Here is a 13,247-nt window from a genome sequence, read left to right as displayed (position 1 = left end):
GCCCCTCCCACCTCCCCGTCCACATCGAGAACAACGTCAACTGCGCCGCCCTCGCCGAACTCCACGAGGGCGCGGCCAAGGGGCGGCACACCTTCGGCTACCTCCAGGTCGGCTACGGCATCGGCCTCGGGATCGTGGTCGGCGGCCAGGTGCTGCGGGGCGCGGGCGGCGCGGCCGGGGAGATCGCCCGGTTGCCGTACCCGTGGCTGCCGGGCCGCGAATCCGTCCTGGAGGGCATGGAGGCGTACGTCGGCGCGGGCGCGCTGATGCGCAGAGTGCGCGAGGGGTGGACGGAGGGTCGCGTACCGGAGGGTGCCGCCGAACTCTTCGCGCTGGCCGGAAACGGGCACGAGGCGGCGGCGCGGTTCGTCGCCGGACACGCCCGGGAGGTGGGCAGGCTGGCGGCTGCGGCGGTCGCCGTACTGGACCCGGGGCTGATCGTGCTGGGCGGCGGGATCGGGGCGAATCCGCAGCTCCTGCCGGGTGTGCGGGCCGAACTCGCGCGGCTGAGCTGGCCCACCGAGGTGGTCGGCAGCGAGGTCGGCGGGGACGCCACGGTCGCGGGCGCCGCCCGCCTCGCGGTGGCCCGGGGAATCCAAACCGTGACCGAGGGGTCGGACAAGAGGCATTGACGGACTCCGTCGGCTTCTGCCAATGTCCGGACAAGCGCTTTCTAGCCGGGCGGGACCCCGGCACAGAGCGGCGAATCCGGCCGTACGGACCGTACGGACCCACGAGGGCGTGTTCGTGGGCGGATGCCGTTCGTCGAGGTGGCGCGACCGGGCGAGGTCGCGGACCATGAGCGCACTCAAGCCACAGGACCCCGAGCCGCCTCACCGGCCGGAAGATTCCGTCACGCACATCCAGGGAGGGACCCGGTGGGTCACGAGATCTCGCGCAGAACCATCTTCCGCGCCGCGAGCGGCATCACCGTCGCGACGGCGCTCGGCACCACGCTGAGCGCCTGCGGCGGCGGCACGGGCGCCGGCAGCAGCAACAGCAAGCTGACGATGACCTGGTGGGGCAGCGACCAGCGCCACGCGGCGTACAAGAAAGCGCTTGCCACCTTCCAGAAGGACAACCCGAAGATCAAGATCCAGGAGACCTACCAGGGGTACGACGGATACTTCGACAAGTTCAACACCAACGTCGCGGGCGGCAGCGCCCCCGACCTGATGCAGATGGACACCGCGCTCGTCGCCCAGTACGCGCGCAAGGGCGTCCTCGCCCCCATCGACGAGTACGTCGGCAAGGACCTGGACCTCACCGGCTTCTCCAAGACGCTGCTGGCCGCCGGCACCGTCGACGGCAAGCTGTACGGCGTCCCCTCCGGCATCGGCGTCAACCAGCTCACCGTCAACCGCAGCGGCCTGGAGAAGCTCGGTCTGAAGCTCCCGGACCGCGAGTGGACCTGGAACGACCTCAAGGCGATCAGCCAGGAGGTCTACAAGAAGAGCGGCGGCAAGACGTACGGCGTCGACGACGGCGGCGGCGGGACCCTCCAGTGCTTCGAGATCTTCGCCCGCGAGAAGGGCCAGCAGTTCTTCTCGGACGACGGCAAGAAGATCGGCTTCACCCCGGACACCCTCCAGGAGTGGTGGGAGTTCTGGGCCGAGATGCGCAAGACCAACGCGTGCCCGCCCGCCGCGATCACGTCGGCCGCCCACAACGACCTCACGAAGAACGCGGTCGTCATCGGCAAGGCGCTGTTCACCTTCGACTCCGGCGTCTACGGCGCGGGCGGCTCGATCACCGACGCGCAGCTCGACTTCCTGCCCACCCCGCAGGGCAACTGGTCCGGCGCCCGGGAAGGCAACTACGTCAACGGCGGCGTGCTGCTGAGCGCCACCAAGACCAGCAAGCGGATCGCCGACTCCGTCAAGATCATCTCCTTCTTCGCGCAGAACGACACCGCGATCAAGGACATGCAGCTGCTGCGCGGCATCCCGCCGACCGACAAGGCCCGCAAGCTGATCGCCTCCGGCCTCACCGAGACCGACAAGCTGAACATGGCGAGCGCCGACTACATCTCCCAGCGCGTCGGCAAGGCCACCAACGTGCTGCCCAACCCGGTGCCCCCGCCGCAGGGCGCCGACCAGATCTGGGACCTGCTCTTCCAGTCGAACCTCGCCGTGGCCTTCGGCAAGGCCACCATCAAGTCGCAGTCGGGCAAGTTCTTCGACCAGGCGGCAGGCATCCTGTCCGCCTGAGCGGGCGCACGTACGGAGTAAAGAGGGCCAGGGAGATGAGTATGACCACCGCGAAGACCGACGAGGTCGTGAAGGAGCCGCTCGCCGCGACCCCTTCCGACCAGCGGGAGCGCGACCGGCAGCGGCGCCGCCTCGCGAGGAAGCGAGGCGGCGGCTGGTGGCCGTACCTCTTCCTGGCCCCATGGTTCGTGGGCCTGTTCGGGCTGACGATCTACCCGATGCTCGACTCGCTCTACCTGTCGTTCACCGACTTCGACCTGCTCACCCCCGAGAAGTGGGTCGGCACCGGCAACTACGAGCGGATGTTCACCGACGACCCGGTCTTCTGGGACTCGGTCCACGCGACCCTGCTGTACGTCGTCGTCTCCGTCCCCCTCAAGCTCGGCCTCGCCCTCGCCGTCGCCATGCTCCTCAACCGGGACATCAAGGGCATCGGCCTCTACCGGGCCGCGTTCTACCTGCCCTCGCTGCTCGGCGGCGCGGTCGCCATCGCCATCGTGTGGCGCCAGGTCTTCGGCGGGGACGGCCTCTTCAACGACTTCCTGTCCTGGTTCGGCATCAAGGGCCAGGACTGGATCTCCAGCCCCGACACCGCGCTCTACACGCTGATCCTGCTCGCCGTCTGGCAGTTCGGCACCCCGATGGTCATCTTCCTGGCCGGCCTCAAGCAGCTCCCCAAGGACGTGTACGAGGCCGCCGCGATCGACGGCGCCAGCCCCGTCACCCGGTTCTTCAAGATCACCCTGCCGCTGCTCACGCCGATCGTGTTCTTCAACGTCGTCCTCCAGATCATCGACGCGTTCAAGACCTTCACCCCCGCGTTCGTCATCAGCAACGGCTCCGGCGGGCCGCTCAACTCGACGATGCTCTACTCCCTGTACCTCTACAAGAAGGGCTTCACCGATCTTCAGATGGGGTACGCCTCGGCGCTGGCCTGGGTGCTCTTCCTGGTCATCGCGGGCTTCACGGCGGTCAACTTCATCGCCAGCCGCTACTGGGTTCATTACGACGACTAATGCCTGACGCTGACTGACGATTGAGGAAAGCCACCATGTCCGCCATCACTCCGTCGCCGTTGCAGAAGCTCCGCTCCGCCACCGGCGCCCGCCGTATCTTCATCCACACCGTCCTCATCGGTGTCGCGATCGTCATGCTCTACCCGCTGCTGTGGATGCTCAGCAGCTCCTTCAAGCCCGACACCGAGATCTTCACCCACCCCGGGCTGATCCCCAACAAGCTCAACCCCGAGAACTACAGCAAGGGCTGGGACGGCTCCGGCAACTCCTTCTCGCTGTACATCACCAACTCGCTGATCGTCACGGTCGGCGCGGTCATCGGCAACGTCATCTCCTGCTCGCTGGCCGCCTACGCCTTCGCGCGCTTCGAGTTCCGCTGGAAGAAGCTCTGGTTCGGCCTGATGCTCGGCACGCTGATGCTGCCGACGCAGGCGGTGCTGATCCCGCAGTACACGATCTTCTACAACCTGACCTGGATCAACACCTACCTGCCGCTCATCGTGCCCAAGTTCCTCGCGGTGGACGCCTTCTTCATCTTCCTGATGGTCCAGTTCATCCGCTCCATCCCGCGCGAGCTGGACCAGGCGGCCATGATGGACGGCGCCAACCCCTGGCAGATCTACTGGAAGATCATCCTGCCGCTGATGAAGCCTGCGCTGGTCACCACCACGATCTTCACGTTCATCTGGACCTACGACGACTTCCTGCACCAGCTCGTCTACCTCCAGCAGAACGACAAGTTCACCGTCCCCCTCGGCCTCACCCTCTTCATGGACCAGACCAGCGGCTCCTCCTACGGCGCCATGTTCGCGATGTCGACGATCGCCCTCGCGCCCACCCTGATCTGCTTCCTCATCTTCCAGAAGAGGCTGGTCGAAGGCATGGCCACCTCCGGCATGAAGGGCTGAGCACGCGTGCACCTCCTCCACCAGCGCGGCCCCCTGCACGACCTGCCCGACACCCCCGAGGCGTACGACGCCGTCCTCGCCGACGTCGTCGAACAGGCCCTCGCCCGCATCACCCCCGAGGGCAACCTCGAACACCCCGACTGCACCGACGACATCGGCGACACCTCCCTCGGGATGACGTCGTTGCTGGCCCTGGCCTGGCAGCGCTCCGGCGACGAGCGGCTCCCCGAGGCCGTCCGCCGCAGCCTCGCCTTCCACCTCGACCAGCGCGTCTACACCGAGGACAACCCCGGCTACCCGAACCTGACGGTCCGTAACTCAGGGTTCCCGTACGCCCGTTACGTCCTCGCCCCCGGCGCGCACCCCATCGGGGACTGGCCGAGCACGGTGTGGGCGCTGCTCCAGGCCGTCAACCTCCTCGAACTGTCGGACGGCCTGGTCCCCGAGGACCAGCGCGCCCGCCTCCTCGACGTGGCCCAGGGCTACTGGCGCTGGCTCACCGAGGCGACCTTCTTCAACCCGCAGGAAGCCGGCAACCAGGCCATCGGCTGCATCGTCGGCGGCCTGATGCTGGCCAAGCAACTCCCTTCCGGACCAGGGGAGTCGGTCCGAGCCACGGCCCTGGAGCTGTACCGGTCGAAGATCCGCGCCCACCGCGTGTACGACCGGGGCGCCCTGCTGCCCCCCGAGCACGGCGGCGCCTACGACAACAACTACGGCCCGATCTCCCTCTCGTTCCTCGCCCAGGCCCACCGGGTCTCCGGCGAGGAGATGTTCGCCGAGGACGGCACGGCGCTGGCCCGCTACATCGACGCCCGCCTCACGGGCGGCGGCTTCGACAACGGGGGCCCGCGCTACAGCGAGCAGCACTCCGGCTTCGAATCCGTGCTGGGGCTGCGGTACTTCGGCGCGCGCATCGGCGCCGACATCGGACGCTACCGGGGCGACACCCGGTGGGGGCGCCACGCGGTCAAGCCGGACGGCGGGGTCGACGGGCACTTCGCGTGGATGCTGGTCTGGCAGATCCAGGACGACAGCGTCTGGCACCGCGAGCCGTCGGCCGAGCCCGCGCGGCATCAACTCCGCGCCGGGGCCGTGTCGGTGGCGTTCGACTCGAAGATGACGCCCTCGCTGGTCGAGGCGGCCGGCACGTACTACCTCCCGGCCGCTGTGAACCGCCAGCACGGCTTCGGGCCCGTCCTGGACGGGTTCCTGTTCACGCGCCCGATGGGCGAGGTCCGGGTCCGCGACCTCCAAGTGGACGGCCTCACCGCGAAGTCGGTGACCAAGCCGGTCGTCGGACGCGACCATGTCCTGCGCAGCGTGCGGTCCCTGTACGTCACCGACGGCACGTCCCTGTGGACGACCGTCGCCGTCGAACGCTTCGACGGGGAGCCCTACTTGCTGGCCGGCCTGCCGTACGCCGCCGACGACGCGGGACGCGTGCTGCGCACACCCTCGGCGTCCGGCGTCGCCTCGGCAGGGGAACTGCGCCTAACCCACCCGGCGGCCGAGGGCCCCGACCACTTCGACGCGCGGTCCGAACTCACCCAGGAACAGGCGGCGTTCGTCCTCGCCGCCGACCCGCGCGGGTACGGCAACCCCGACGAGGGCTGGCGCCACCTGGTCAGCTCGACGGCGCTGGAGGCGGGGCCCGTCGCGGACGCGCCCGACGACCTGCACGTGTTCGCCGTCCGGTACGGGGACCCGGCGCCGTTCACGGTGAGCGTCGCGTGGGCCGACGAGGGGCTCGTGATCCGCACGGACGCGTTCACGGCGGTCCTCGGAGGTCTCGACGCGGCGGCCGAACCGGAGTTGAGCCTCAGCCGCTGAGGCGTGGCAGCGCGTGGACAGGGAGCCTGGCGTCCTGGAGCCAGGTGATGCCGTCGGTCATGCGGGGGACGGTAGCGGGGTCCTCCTGCGGGCCAGCAGCAGTGCCGGTACCGCCGCGAGCAGGAACAGGAACCCTGTCATCCCGGCGTACAGCTGCACCCCCGTCGCCGTGCTCACCGGGGCGCCGTCGGCGGAGACTCCCGCGATCTCCGTGGCCTTGAGGATCTCGCCGCCGGCGAAGGTGAAGACGACCGAGCCGAGGGCGAGGACGACCGAGACCAACCCGGCGGCCGTGCCCTGCCGTTCGGGTGCTTCGAGGCTGGTGGCGAGGTTGTAGCCGGAGGCGCCGATCGCGCCGGCGGCGGCGCCGGCGAGGGTGCCGCAGGCGATGGCGAGGGGGAGCACGGAGACGCCGGCCAGCATGGCGAAGGTGGCCGCCGCGCCGAGGACGATGCCGCCGAGGAGGGGGAGGGCCGGGCCGTACCGTCCCGCCAGCCAACCGGCGAGTGTGCCGCCGGCCACGATGCCGAGGTTGGGCGCGGACAGCAGGACCGCGACCGCCTCTCCCTCGCCGAGGCCGTAGCCGAGTCCCAGGTCGGCGGGTACCTGGGCGACGATGCTCGTCAGTTGCAGCATGCTCCGGAAGGAGCCCGCCGCGAGGACCAGCGCGAGCAGCGTCAGCAGGATCGGACGGCTGAGCCCCCGCAGGTCGACGACGGGTTCCTCGGTCCGCAGCGCGAGCAGCACCCAGCCGGTCAGCGCGGCGATCCCACCCGCCAGCAGCGCGAGCATGCCCCCGGACAGCCGGCCCTGGTCGCCCCCGAGGCTGACGTACGCCAGCACCGCGCAGATCCCGCCGCCCAGCAGGAGCGCCCCCTTCAGGTCGACCCGGCCGGTGCCCCGGACCGGCGACTCGGGGATGAGGGTCCGTACGCACAGGGCGGCGACCGCCGCGAGCACCGCCGCCACGAAGAACACGCTGCGGTAGCCGAACACGTCGATGGCCGGCTGCATCACGTACGGCTCGACGATCCCGACGACCGACGAGCCGGACGTCACGAGCCCGATCAGGGCCATCGCCACCCGGGGCGTGCAGATCTGCCGCGCGAGGGCCACCGTGAGGAACACCGCCGCGAACGCGGCCCCTTGCAGGAAGCGCCCCGCCAGGAAGATCCAGAGGTTCGGCGCGACGAGGCAGACCAGCGCGCCCCCGCAGGCGAGGAGCAGCGTCGCGACGAGCATCTTGCGCTTGCCCAGGACGTCCGACGCCTTCGCGAGCAGCGGCGACCACAGGGCCCCGGCGAGCAGCGCGCTCACGTTCAGCCACGCGGCCTGGTCGGTGTCGAAGCGGTCGAGGAGCTGCGGCAGCACCATCATGGGCGAGCTGACGGCCAGGTCCGCGAGGACGTTGGCGAGGGTGAGGACGAGCGCCCACAGGACGAGGCGCCCGCTCCAGCGGTGCTCGCGCAGGACGGGGGCGGATTCTTCGAGGGTGCCGGTCACCGGGCGTTCCCCTCGGCGGCCCGGGACGAACCGGCGGCCCGCAGCGCCTCGTTCCGCGCGGCGATGGCCTCCCACGTCTCCGGCAGCATCCGCTCCCGCCCGCCGTGCACCCGCTCCTGCGCGGCGACGACGTACGGCCGCTGCCGCGCCTCGTACCGCGCGAGCCCGGCGTGCAGGTCCCCGGCCCGGAGTTCCTCGGCGAGGAACCGGGCCCCGGTGAGCGCGAGCGACGTGCCGCGCCCGGAGAGGAACGCCGGGCAGTACCCGGCGTCCCCGACCAGCACGACCCGCCCCCGGTGCCAGGACGGCATGCGGATCTGGCTCGCGGAGGTGAAGTAGAAGCCGGGGTCGGCGAGCGCCGCGTCGAGCAACTCCGGTATCCGCCACGACCGTTCCCCCGCGAAGGCGTCGACGAGCAGTTTCTTCTGCGCGTCCGGGTCGCGGTGGTCGTGCTCCAGCGGCGCCGACCGGAACTGGAACACGGCGACGGCCCCGCCCCCGTACCGGAAGACCCCCGCCATCCGGCCCGGCACGTTGTAGATCGCGTTCGGCCCGTCCGCGTGCGCCTCGCCCGGCAGCGCGGCGAGCGCGAAGTACACGCCCAGATGCCGCAGATGCTCCGCCTCGGGCCCGAACACCAGCTCCCGTACGCCGGAGTGCTGGCCGTCGGCGCCGACCACTAGGTCGTAGCGCCCGGTACGGCCCGAGGCGAACCGTACGCCGCCGTCCTCGGCCAGCGTCTCGACCGAGTCGCCGAAGCGGACGGTCGCCGTGCCGGGCAGGGCGTCGGCGAGGACGCGGACGAGGTCGCCGCGCAGGAGTTCGACGTCGTGGGCGGAGTCGTTGATCTCGGCGAGGGGGAGCGGGGCGATCGGCCGGCCCTCGCTGTCGACGAAGTGCGTGCGCTCGGACATGTCGATCCGGTGGCGCAGGACCGCCGGGAGCAGGCCCGCCCGGTCCACGGCGTCGAGCGCGTCGCCGCGGATGTCGATGGGGGTGCCGGTGAGGCGCAGGCGGTCGGCGTACTCGACGACGGAGACGTCGTGACCGCGCCTGCCTAACTCGAGTGCGCAGGCCAGACCGGCGATTCCGGCTCCGGAGACGAGGATCTTCACGTGGGTGCTCCCGGTGACTCAGATATTAAAGCGACAAGCTGTCGCTTTAATGGAGCGTACGTGCCGTCGGCTTGCACCGCAACGGAGTGCCTGGCGAGAATCGCCGTCCGAGCAGAGAACGTGAGGTGAGCGCGGTGACGGCCGACGGGACGACTGACCGGCCGGCCGCGCGGCGCCCCGGGGGGCGTACCGCGCGCGTGCGGGAGCGGATCCTCGCGGCGACCGTCGAACTCGTGGCCCGCGACGGCATCGCCGGGTTCCGGTACGAGGAGGTCGCCGAGACGGCCGGCGTGCACAAGGCGAGCGTCTACCGGAACTGGCCCGACCGTGAGGAACTGGTCGCCGAGGCGCTGCTCGCGTACGTCGAGGACCTGGCCACGGTCGCCGACACCGGCGACATCCACCGGGACCTGGCGGACTTCCTGGTCGCCCTCGCCGGGGTCCTGGACACCCCCTTCGGGCAGTCCCTGGAGAAGGCCCTCCAGCCTGCCCGGCAGGCCGTCGCCGTCCAGGCGCTGGCCAAGGTCCTCGACCAGCGCGTGGCCGCGATGCGGCGCCGGGTCGACGCCGCCGTGGAGCGCGGCGAACTCCCGCCGGTCGACAGCGGATTCCTCGGCGAGATGATCTCCGGCCCTGTCCATCTGATCGTCAACCGGGGCGTGCGCTCGTTCACCCGCGCGGACGCGGAACGCATCGTCGGCGTGGTCCTCGCGGGGCTCCGGGCCCTGGCGTAGAACGCCTGGGCAGTGGGCCGGGGCGGGCCCCGGGAATCCGTGCATTCGGTAGGGAACGGATGTACGGGAGTGAATCGTTGGAAGAGGTGCACCCAGGCAAGTTCAGCCTCCTCACAGGAAGACGGATCACTCTCGTATCCGTGAGAGAGGGGGAGAGGAAAGGAGCGTCCGCCGTGTGTCCGACCCAGGTCTCCACCGCCGTCGACGACGAGGCGCGCATCCGTGTGCTGATCGCCCGCTGGGCGCAGTCCGTGCACCGGGGCGACATCGACGGGGTGCTCGCCGGGCACGCCGAGGAGCTGTCGATGTTCAACGTCGCCCCGCCGTACGAGGGGATACGCTCGCGCGCCGCCTACCGCGTCATCTGGCCGCCCCTGTTCGCCTGGCAGGCGCTCGGCGCCCGCTTCGACATCGAGACGCTGGAGGTGACGGCCGGTACGGACGTCGCGTACGCGCACGCGCTGGTGCGCTGCGGGACGGAACGGGAGCTGGCCGAGCGCCCGGAGCTGCGGCTTCGGCTGACGTTCGGGCTGGTCAAGGAGCGGGGGGAGTGGGTGATCGCCCACGAGCACCATTCGTTCCCGCACGACTGAGCAGTCCGCCGCCCGGGGGAACCCGAGACGCCGGATCGCCGCGCGGAGGGTTACGTTGGCGGTACCCCCAGTGACAGTCGTCGGCCGTGGAGAGAAGGCAGCGCGCATGACTTCCGAGCCGTGTGCCGCGGTCGCCGTCCCCGCCCGGCGCCGGGTCCCCTGGCCCCTGCTGGGCTCGTTCGCGGTCCTGCTCGGCGTGGTCTGGCTGGCCCGCCGGCACTGGTCGGTGGTCTCCGACGGCGCCGGACGTCTCGTCGTCGCGGACCAGGGCTGGCTGCTGTGCGGCGCGTTCGCGACCGTGGGGACGTGGGGGTGCGCGGCCCTCGCCCAGCAGGGCGCCGTACCGCCGAGCCTGCCGCGCGGGAAGCTGGTCGCCGCGCAGTTCGCGGCGTCCGCCGCCAACCACCTCCTGCCCGCCGGGCTCGGCGCGAGCGCGGTCAACCTGCGGTTCCTGATGCGCTGCGGGCTGTCCGCGACGCGCTCCGCGACAGCGCTCGGCGTGAAGGCGACGGCTTCCGTGATCGCCCGCGTCACGCTGATCGCGATGCTCGCGCCGCTGGCTCCCGGTGTCCTGCGGGTCCCCGAGGCGCCGGCCGGTGTCCTCGTGGCCGTCGTCGCCGTGGTGCTGCTGCTTCCGGGGCTGCTGCTGTGGGCGCGGTGCCGCCGCGCGCTGTCCGCCGTCGTGGCCGACATCCGGGCCGTCCACGCGCGGCCCTGCCGGGCGGCGGCGCTGTGGGGCGGTTCCTTCGCGTTCGCCGTGCTGCACGCGTGCGTGCTGGTCGCCGTGACCCGGGCGATCGGGCTGTCGCTCTCGCCGGTCCATGTCGCGCTGCTGTACCTGGCCGCGAGCAGCGCCGCCGCGCTGCTGCCGACACCGGGCGGGATCGGGTCGCTGGACGCGGTGCTGGCGTTGTCGCTGGCCGCGACCGGGGCGCCTGCCGTCGCGGCGACCTCGGCGGTGCTCGGGTACCGCTTGCTGACGGTGTGGCTGCCGCTGGTGCCGGGGCTGGTCGTGCTGGTGGCGTTGATCAAGCGGCGGGCGCTGTAGGCCCTTGGCCGAGCCATGGTGAAGATCTGCCGCGGGCTTTACTGCACATGATGTGCAACTAGGAGAGCATGGCGGGTGCTGACTGTCTGCGACGAAAGGCACCACCCCCATGACGATGACCCGGCAGGAATGGACCCGCCTCGCCGGAATGGCCGCGTTCATCCTCGCCCTGCACGTCGTGGGCTGGTTCACGCTCGTCGCGATCGTCGCCCCGCACCACTACAGCATCGGCGAGAAGACCTTCGGCATCGGCATCGGCGTCACCGCCTACACCCTCGGCATGCGGCACGCCTTCGACGCCGACCACATCGCCGCGATCGACAACACGACCCGCAAGCTGATGAGCGAGGGCCGGCGCCCCCTCTCCGTCGGCTTCTGGTTCTCCCTCGGCCACTCCAGCGTCGTCTTCGCCCTCGCGCTGCTGCTCTCCTTCGGCGTCAAGACCCTCGCGGGGCCGCTGCGCGACGACGACTCCAGCCTCCACGACATCACCGGCCTGATCGGTACGGCCGTCTCCGGCACGTTCCTCTACGTCATCGCCATCCTCAACCTCGTCATCCTCGCCGGGATCTGGAAGGTGTTCCGGCGGATGCGCACGGGCGAGTTCGACGAAGCGGAACTGGAGGAGCACCTCAACAACCGGGGCTTCATGAACCGCCTCCTGGGCCGGGTCATGAACTCCATCACCGAGCCCTGGCAGATGTACCCGCTGGGCCTCCTCTTCGGCCTCGGCTTCGACACGGCCACCGAGGTCGCCCTCCTCGTCCTCGCCGGCTCCGGCGCGGCCTCGGGCCTGCCCTGGTACGCCATCCTCTGCCTCCCCGTCCTCTTCGCCGCCGGCATGTCCCTCCTCGACACCATCGACGGCTCCTTCATGAACTTCGCCTACGGCTGGGCCTTCTCACAGCCCGTCCGCAAGGTCTACTACAACCTCACCGTCACCGGCCTCTCCGTAGCCGTCGCCCTCCTCATCGGCACAGCCGAACTCCTGGGCCTGGCCGCGGAAAAACTCGACCTGCACGGCGCGTTCTGGGACTGGGTGTCCGCACTCGACCTCAACACCCTCGGATTCGTGGTGACGGGAATGTTCGTCGCGGCGTGGGCGATCGCGCTGATCGTGTGGAAGGTGGGACGGATCGAGGAGAAGTGGACGGTCCAACCCCGGACGGAGACGGCCGAGCCTCACACAGAGTCGGCCAACACGGTCTCCAGCACTCGCCTCTGAACCCCGTCCACATCAGGACTCGACAACCCGGCCAGCACCGCCAACGCCTTCCACAACGCCCACCCCCGAGCCCGCCGCCACACCTCGTCCGGCAACCCCACGGCCTCCCGGAACACCTCCCGCTCGACCCCCTCGAAGTACGTCCACGCGATCACGAGGTCACACGCCGGATCCCCCGTCCCGCACGTCCCGAAGTCGATGACGGCGGCCAACTTCCCGTCCCGGACAAGGAGGTTGCCGGCGGACGCGTCCCCGTGGAACCACACCGGCGTCGATCCCCACACCGACCCCATCGCCTCGCTCCACACCTCCCGGCACGCGCTCACGTCCACCGCGTCCGCCAACGTCACCAGCGACTCGGCGACTTGATCTCCGTACACACTCGGATGGCATCCCCGGTACCACGAATGCCGTCCCGCCACCGGCCCGTCCTCGGCGGGGACCTCGCGCAGGCGGTGCAGGAAATCACCGAGATCCCGGGCGAGTTGGACGCGGTCCACGGCGCCGGACTCGACCGTGTCCCCGGGGAGCCAGCGCCGTACGGACCACGAGAACGGATACGCCGATGCCGGGCGCCCCACGGCCACCGGCGCGGGTACCGGTGTCCTCAACTCCCTTGCCAGGAAAGGCAGCCAGCGGTCCTCCTTGGCGACCGCCGCGACGTACCCCTCCGCGCTGGGCAGCCGTACCGACAGTTCCTCGCCGAGGCGGAACGTCCGGTTGTCCCAGCCCTGCCGGGGCACCGGCCGCACGGGCAGGTCCGCCCACTCGGGGAACTGGTCGGCGATCAGGGCCTGTACGAGTCCGGCGTCGATGTCGGTCATGGCGGCAGTCTCCGTGAACACGGACACCGGTGTCGTCAGCTTTTCGTCAGGTCCTTGCGGTAGCGGGTGATCTGCTGGGCCGGGTCTCCTGTGCAGGTCCAGGGGGTCGGTGTCGCGTGGTGGCCCATGAGGTCGAGGAGGGTGCCGGCGATCTCCGGCTCGCCCGCTCGGCAGGCCGCGTGGGCGAGGTGGTTGAGGTCGCGGAGTTCGGCGGGGGAGACGGGGAGGTGTTCGGGGC

General features: G+C 70.6%; 12 protein-coding genes and 1 pseudogene. 9 read left to right on the top strand and 4 right to left on the bottom strand.

All coding sequences use genetic code 11. The features are described from left to right. The 5 genes from AOK24_RS16740 to AOK24_RS16720 all read left to right on the top strand — a co-directional run. Window positions 1-632, top strand: a 632-nt coding sequence (locus tag AOK24_RS16740) for an ROK family protein (RefSeq protein ID WP_159051891.1), incomplete at its 5' end; no start/stop codon positions are given. A 246-nt stretch (window positions 633-878) separates the two neighbouring features. Beyond that, complete coding sequence (locus AOK24_RS16735; protein WP_055720871.1) at window positions 879-2,210, top strand: ABC transporter substrate-binding protein; 1,332 nt, start codon at window positions 879-881, stop codon at window positions 2,208-2,210. 41 nt (window positions 2,211-2,251) lie between these two features. Then, a complete protein-coding gene (locus AOK24_RS16730) occupies window positions 2,252-3,226 on the top strand; it encodes a carbohydrate ABC transporter permease (RefSeq protein WP_055720870.1) in 975 nt (324 codons plus the stop codon). A gap of 35 nt (window positions 3,227-3,261) precedes the next feature. Then, window positions 3,262-4,134, top strand: a complete 873-nt coding sequence (locus AOK24_RS16725) for a carbohydrate ABC transporter permease (protein WP_055720869.1) — start codon at window positions 3,262-3,264, stop codon at window positions 4,132-4,134. A 6-nt stretch (window positions 4,135-4,140) separates the two neighbouring features. Further along, on the top strand, window positions 4,141-5,967 hold the full coding sequence (locus tag AOK24_RS16720) for a hypothetical protein (RefSeq protein WP_055720868.1): 1,827 nt from the start codon (window positions 4,141-4,143) through the stop codon (window positions 5,965-5,967). 57 nt (window positions 5,968-6,024) lie between these two features. Here AOK24_RS16720 and AOK24_RS16715 read toward each other — a convergent pair whose 3' ends face one another. Continuing rightward, entirely contained in the window at window positions 6,025-7,470 is a 1,446-nt protein-coding gene (locus AOK24_RS16715) for an MFS transporter (protein ID WP_055720867.1), read from the bottom strand. Beyond that, window positions 7,467-8,585, bottom strand: a complete 1,119-nt coding sequence (locus tag AOK24_RS16710) for an FAD-dependent monooxygenase (RefSeq protein WP_055720866.1) — start codon at window positions 8,583-8,585, stop codon at window positions 7,467-7,469. The genes AOK24_RS16715 and AOK24_RS16710 overlap by 4 nt, the downstream gene beginning before the upstream one ends. Before the next feature lie 134 nt (window positions 8,586-8,719). Between AOK24_RS16710 and AOK24_RS16705 the strand changes: the two genes are divergently transcribed. The 4 genes from AOK24_RS16705 to nicT all read left to right on the top strand — a co-directional run bounded on the left by AOK24_RS16705 (window position 8,720) and on the right by nicT (window position 12,185). Further along, window positions 8,720-9,319 (top strand): TetR/AcrR family transcriptional regulator, encoded by a 600-nt coding sequence (locus AOK24_RS16705; RefSeq protein ID WP_055720865.1) that lies wholly within the window; start codon window positions 8,720-8,722, stop codon window positions 9,317-9,319. A gap of 173 nt (window positions 9,320-9,492) precedes the next feature. Then, window positions 9,493-9,912 carry a YybH family protein gene (locus AOK24_RS16700; protein WP_055720864.1) on the top strand — a complete coding sequence of 140 codons (420 nt, stop codon included), beginning with the start codon at window positions 9,493-9,495 and terminating at the stop codon, window positions 9,910-9,912. Between the two features lie 106 nt (window positions 9,913-10,018). After that, on the top strand, window positions 10,019-10,960 hold the full coding sequence (locus AOK24_RS16695) for a lysylphosphatidylglycerol synthase transmembrane domain-containing protein (RefSeq protein WP_055720863.1): 942 nt from the start codon (window positions 10,019-10,021) through the stop codon (window positions 10,958-10,960). 109 nt (window positions 10,961-11,069) lie between these two features. After that, window positions 11,070-12,185: a Nickel transporter NicT gene (nicT, locus tag AOK24_RS16690; RefSeq protein WP_107103975.1), complete on the top strand. Its 1,116-nt coding sequence runs from the start codon at window positions 11,070-11,072 to the stop codon at window positions 12,183-12,185. On the opposite strand, the gene AOK24_RS16685 is transcribed toward nicT, so the two are convergent. Together AOK24_RS16685 and AOK24_RS16680 are read right to left on the bottom strand one after the other, a co-directional pair. Continuing rightward, the gene (locus AOK24_RS16685) at window positions 12,143-13,009 is read right to left on the bottom strand and encodes an aminoglycoside phosphotransferase family protein (protein ID WP_055720872.1); all 867 of its coding nucleotides are present in this window, start codon (window positions 13,007-13,009) and stop codon (window positions 12,143-12,145) included. The two genes, nicT and AOK24_RS16685, sit on opposite strands and share 43 nt — an antisense overlap. Window positions 13,010-13,044: 35 nt before the next feature. Beyond that, window positions 13,045-13,247 (bottom strand): annotated as a pseudogene (locus tag AOK24_RS16680) (hypothetical protein); the annotation flags it as partial.

Origin of the sequence: Streptomyces niveiscabiei (assembly GCF_001419795.1) — a bacterium.
Classification (GTDB): Bacteria; Actinomycetota; Actinomycetes; order Streptomycetales; family Streptomycetaceae; genus Streptomyces; species Streptomyces niveiscabiei.
This window is presented reverse-complemented; position numbering and strand designations above follow the sequence as displayed.

What these genes read in the sequence shown, in the direction of transcription:
- nicT (WP_107103975.1), top strand. Translation starts at nt 11,070, where the DNA reads ATGACGATGACCCGGCAGGAATGGACCCGCCTCGCCGGAATGGCCGCG.
- AOK24_RS16730 (WP_055720870.1), top strand. Translation starts at nt 2,252, where the DNA reads ATGACCACCGCGAAGACCGACGAGGTCGTGAAGGAGCCGCTCGCCGCG.
- AOK24_RS16685 (WP_055720872.1), bottom strand. Translation starts at nt 13,009, where the DNA reads ATGACCGACATCGACGCCGGACTCGTACAGGCCCTGATCGCCGACCAG.
- AOK24_RS16725 (WP_055720869.1), top strand. Translation starts at nt 3,262, where the DNA reads ATGTCCGCCATCACTCCGTCGCCGTTGCAGAAGCTCCGCTCCGCCACC.
- AOK24_RS16695 (WP_055720863.1), top strand. Translation starts at nt 10,019, where the DNA reads ATGACTTCCGAGCCGTGTGCCGCGGTCGCCGTCCCCGCCCGGCGCCGG.